The sequence below is a fragment of the Frankia sp. AgKG'84/4 genome (assembly GCF_023242965.2).
In the GTDB taxonomy this organism is placed as follows: domain Bacteria; phylum Actinomycetota; class Actinomycetes; order Frankiales; family Frankiaceae; genus Frankia.
Window position 1 is genome coordinate 1 of sequence record NZ_JALKFU020000393.1, and the last position, 5,009, is coordinate 5,009.

General features: G+C 69.1%; 5 protein-coding genes. All 5 read right to left on the bottom strand.

Annotation, left to right across the window (positions count from 1 at the left end):
- A partial coding sequence (locus MXD58_RS19750; protein WP_250609706.1) for a UbiA family prenyltransferase occupies positions 1 to 670 on the bottom strand: 670 nt, incomplete at its 3' end.
- Between the two features lie 66 nt (positions 671 to 736).
- On the bottom strand, positions 737 to 1,939 hold the full coding sequence (locus MXD58_RS19755; protein ID WP_248840604.1) for an ATP-binding protein: 1,203 nt from the start codon (positions 1,937 to 1,939) through the stop codon (positions 737 to 739).
- Positions 1,924 to 2,244, bottom strand: a complete 321-nt coding sequence (locus MXD58_RS19760) for a hypothetical protein (RefSeq protein WP_248840605.1) — start codon at positions 2,242 to 2,244, stop codon at positions 1,924 to 1,926. The genes MXD58_RS19755 and MXD58_RS19760 overlap by 16 nt, the downstream gene beginning before the upstream one ends.
- A gap of 26 nt (positions 2,245 to 2,270) precedes the next feature.
- Entirely contained in the window at positions 2,271 to 2,606 is a 336-nt protein-coding gene (locus MXD58_RS19765) for a hypothetical protein (protein WP_248840606.1), read from the bottom strand.
- Positions 2,607 to 2,715: 109 nt separating this feature from the next.
- On the bottom strand, positions 2,716 to 4,782 hold the full coding sequence (locus MXD58_RS19770) for an ATP transporter ATP-binding protein/permease (protein ID WP_250609707.1): 2,067 nt from the start codon (positions 4,780 to 4,782) through the stop codon (positions 2,716 to 2,718).
- Between the last annotated feature and the right edge of the window lie 227 nt (positions 4,783 to 5,009).

The following is a 5,009-nucleotide window of genomic DNA, read 5'->3' on the forward strand; positions in this document are numbered from 1 at the left end:
GCACTGCGGCGGATTCGCGCGAACCCGCCGCGCCAAGGCGCTGCGGCAGCCCGCGCACACCCGTGCGCGCATCGGTCTCGAGGTCCGGCAACACGTTGGCGAAGTGCGCGCCGGCGCCAAGCAGCGCCGCCGCCGCCGGCAGCCACCACGGCGGCTCCGGACTACCGGGCAGCCCCCGCACCACGAACGTGGGTAGAAGCGCAAAGGAGGCCGCATACGGAACGACAGATAGCGGTGTCGACTTGAGCCCGAGGTTGTAACACCAGGCACTCGCGACGGCCGCCAGATGGGTGAGCCCAGCCCGCCGACCGGACGCCAGCGACAGCGGCACGCACGCGACCAGCGCCGACGCCGTGGCCACCGCCACCGTCCCCGGCGCGAGCCTGTCGCCGACGAGCGGCTTGTCCCCCCGCCCCCCGACCGCGTCCCGATGCCGGTCGACGAGGTCGTTGCTCCAGCCCACCGACAACTGCCCGGCCAGCACTGCCGACGCCACCCGCCCGACCCCACCCGCCGTCCGCCCACTCGACGCCGCCAGCGCCGCCGCGAACAACGTCACCGCCGCCGTCGGCTCCGGATGGCACGCCCGCACCAACGCGGCACGTCGTCCCGCCACCCCGGCGTGCCAGGCCGTGCCGATCCTGAAAGCCCAGGTATGCGGTGCCCCCACGGTTGATCGCGCCATGGTGGTGAGCGTCCCATGAAATCCAGGCTCGGCGCGGACGAACCGGCCGTGCTACGGCGCCGGGCTGGCCGGGTGTGGCTGTGACGAAAGCGCTGCTCCGATTTCGCGATCAACGGCGTCGGGTTCCCGCATGGTGACGGCCGCCTCTCGAGTAGGGGTGATCCGATTCGATTTTATCCTCTGGGCTGCGCGCACGAGATCCGCTTGGTGGACAGCCCCACGGCTGTTCAGTGAAACGTCGACCGCGGCATCCACGACAGCTCGCCGAATCTCTCGGCCGGAGAGTCCTTCGATTCCCGCGAGCTCGTCGAGGTCAAGATCGGCGGTTACGGGGAGTTCGGCTGGAATGTGGCGTCGCCAGATCTCCCTCCGTGCTTCCAGGTTGGGGTCGGGGAAGTGTACGTGACGAACACGGCTGTCGAAGGCGGTGTCGTAGCTTTCAGCGAGGTTCGAGGCAAAAACAGCAAGTCCGTCGAATCTGTCGAGGCACATCAGGAGTTCGCTACGCATTGCGTTGATGGCATGCTCCGCCCCCTGGGTCACGTTGGCCAGGCGTTGTGACATGACCGCATCGGCTTCGTCCAGGAAGAGGACCGCGTCGTTGTCGACGGCGGCCCGAAAAAGGGCGGAAAGATTTTTTGGTCCCTCGCCCTGGTACTTGCTTTCCAGCTCCGAGTACTTTGCTTCGATGATCTTTTTGTCGAGAAGGCTCGCAATGGCGTGGGCTGCGAGTGTCTTACCCGTTCCCGGGCCGCCGTGCAGGTTGATGGAAACACCAGCGAATGGTTGGATGCTACGAAGGTTCCACTCCTCGAAGACCTGGGTGCGGGCAGTGGCGACCCCCACTGCGAGCATCAGATCGCGTTGGGTGTCGACTGGTAGGACCAAAAAGTCGAAGGAATAAAGTGGGTCAACTGGCGGGAACCTTGTCGCGCGAGCGTCGAGGTCCAGTTCGCCGTCGCCGGGAAGGTCGTTGAGGTCGGGAGATCGATCCTGCCCGCCGGTGGCCGCCCGTCGCCCGCTGGGGTTAAACCGATACGACGGCTCAGCCGACTGTCGTGTCGTTACAAGGACCTCCAGATCCTTCAGGCCGGTTCCGGCGGAGAACCTGTCGACCGCGTCGGTCAGGCGCGTGTGCAGCAGCGTGGCGTCGATATCGGGCGCGCCCGCTGGAATGCCGCGGACTTCATACGGACTGAGTCCGTCTCGAACCTGACGCTGGAACGCTGTCTCACCAGTTAGTTCGCCAGCCATCTGACAACCTGGGCCGTGCGGTGCTGCGCTGCTACCTGGGGGTCGATTGAGCGCGGCCTGACAGTCGTCCCCTCGACGACACTTCCGTTGACAACCCGAACCACCCGGTAGCCCTTGCCGCCGCCGCGGAGCGCGACTTCCACCGACGCGTCGATTGAGTCTCGATCATAGGCGCGCCGGGCCGCGACGTTCCGGAAGTAGGTGAGAATCCAGCTCACGCTGAGTCTCGCGATCTCCTCTATCGCGGAAGCTGCGAATACTGCGAGAGCGCCAAGGACGAGTGGCGTGATGATCGGGTCAACCATGTCCCCTCCAGCGGGAAGAGTCGCCGTCAGCGACTGAAGATAATGAGATCCCTGGTGTCCAGCAGTCGATCCAGCTCGCCGTCGAACGTCTCGACAAGAAAGGACTGCCCGGGTGCGCGGTCGGCAGGGAGTGGCTTGCCGTCCCTGTCCAGGAAAAAGAGCCGCACCAGCCAGCCTGCTTCCGCGCGGTGTCGCAGCAGTCCACCGACGCTGTCGGGAGGGGCGGATTCCTGGTTGTTGACAAAAAAAGAAACGGCGGCCGCGTAGGTCAGAATTGGGATGGTTGGCGCCCGACGGGCGGCCAGTGAACCGATCGCATCGCCGAACTCCTCCAGGCATGCGGCTGACTTGATTCTGGCCACTACGGCCTTTCCGACGGTTGGCGTCCATCGGGATCCATGTTTCGGCACGTACCTTCTCCGCTCGGTCGAGTGGGACGGGTCGGTGAAATCTGATCGCGTGCCCTGCCCCCTACCGGCCGCGGCGGGAAGTCGACCCGCGTCGCAGCGCGAGCCAGATGGCTCCGGCGAGGACGGCGGTCAGCAGCAGCAGGGCGGCGAGATCGGTCGTCCAGGTGCTGGCATCGTCGTGCCAGAGGGGGTCATCGGGATCGTGCTTGAAGCCGACCGTCGCGGCGACCATCGCGAAGCCCCATCTGGCGGGCATCAGATACGCCACCTGCTCCAGCGGCGGGTTGTTGTGGAGCGACTGCAGCAGTCCGGTCAGCATGAACTGCAGTAACAGGATGACGACGAGGATGGGCATGCCTCGGTCGGCGTTCGCGATCAGCGCGGAGACCAACAGCCCCAGCACCATCGCGGCCAGCGCCACGGCGGTCAGGGCGACCGCGATCTCGGCGACACCGTCACCCAGGACCAGCGGATCGTCTGGCCCTGGCCGGCCAGCCAGGCCGACGACGGCCAGGATCACCGCCTGCACGCAGGTGATCAGACCAAGGACGGCGAGCTTCGACCAGAGGTAGGCGCCGCGGGACAGCCCGATCGCCTGCTCCCGCTGAAACACGGAGCGTTCCTTGACCAGCTCGCGGAACGATCCGGCGAACCCCGTGAACGCGCACCCGAGGATGAGGACCTGCATGAGTGCGGTGACGCCGCTGGCCCCGCCGGCATCGGAGTCATCGGAGGCCGTGGCGGTCGCGCTGTCCCACGAAAGGCCGTGACCGCGAGACAGCCCTTGCGCGAACAGGCTCAGGACCAGCGGTAGCGCGAGGAGGAACACGGCGTAGGCCCGGTCGGCGGCGATCACCGCGAGGTAGCGGCGGGCGAGCGCGGAGAACTGGCGCAGCGCGGGCTGCTGGCGCGGCGGCGCGTCCGGCACGGCTCGTGCCGGCGCCGCGACCGTCGACGGGGTCGGGGCGCTGGGCGTCCCGTACTTCGCGTACTGCGGGGAGGACTTGAACCGGGCCGTCCAGTCGACGTCGCGGGAACGGTCGAGCAACAGGAACATGTCGGCGAAGTCGCGCTGGCCGAAGTACGCGAGCGCCTCGCCGGGCGGGCCGAAGTAGGCGAGCTTGCCGCCGGAGGCGAGCACGAGCAGCCGGTCGCACAGGTCGAGCTGGGCCGGCGAGTGGGTGACGACGACGACCGTGCGACCGTCGTCGGCCAGTGTGCGCAGGGTCTGCATCACCGACTTGTCCATGCCTGGGTCCAGGCCGGACGTCGGCTCGTCGAGGAACAGCAGCGACGGGCGGGTGAGCAGCTCCAGCGCCACGCTGGTGCGCTTGCGCTGGCCGCCGGACAGGGTGCTGATCCGCTGCGTCGCCTGGTCGGCCAGGCCCAGTTCGCCGATGACCTCCTCGACCCGCGCGTTGCGTTCGGCGGCGGGCGTGTCGGCGGGGAAGCGCAGTTCGGCGGCGAACCGCAGGGCCCGGCGGACGGTGAGCTGCGGATGCAGGATGTCGTCCTGCGGGACGAGCCCGATGCGTTGGCGTAGCTCGTCGTAGGCGGCATACAGGTCGCGGCCGGCGTAGCGGACCTCGCCGGAGTCGGCGGGGCGCTGCCCGGTCAGCGCGCCGAGCAGCGTCGACTTCCCGGCCCCGCTCGGCCCGACGACGGCCAGCAGGCTGCGCTGCCCCAACGCGAATCCGACGCCGTCGAGCAGGCGCCGTCCCGAGCGGGTGACGACCAGGTCGTCGGCCTCGAACGAGATGTCGCCGGCGTCGGTGTACTCGACGAGCGTGCCGCCCCGCAGCCGCAGCAGCGCGTGCCCGATCCCGACGATGTCGTCCGGCCCGATCGTCGCCTGGCCGACCCGGCGGCCGTTGACGAACGTCCCGTTCCAACTGCCGAGGTCGACGATCTGCCACTGCGAGCCGACCTGCCGCAGCTCCGCGTGCCGGCGGGAGACGAGCGGTTCGGCGAGCACCACATCGCACTCGGCTCCTCGGCCGATGACGACCGTCGCCGCCCCGACCGGATGCAGCGCCGTGGCACCGCGCCCCCACCAGGTCCCACCCTGGCCGCCCGACGCGGACGGCACGCCGCCGGCGGCTCCGGACACCGGGGACGCGGCTGGCACCGCTCGTGTCCAGGAATGGCCGCCGGCGACCTTCGTGGCTGGCAGTGGCTGGGGGAGGGGCGGCGCTGGAAAGACTGGGGCTGGAACGGCTGGGGCTGGGGCTGGGGCGGTTGTGGCTGGGGCGGGTGGCGTAGGCGCCGGGGCGGGCGGGGCCGGCGTTGGGATCGGGGGTGTCGAGGGCGGGCGGGGCGTCTGCCACCAGCTGGTCCCGGCCGCCCCCGGTGTGG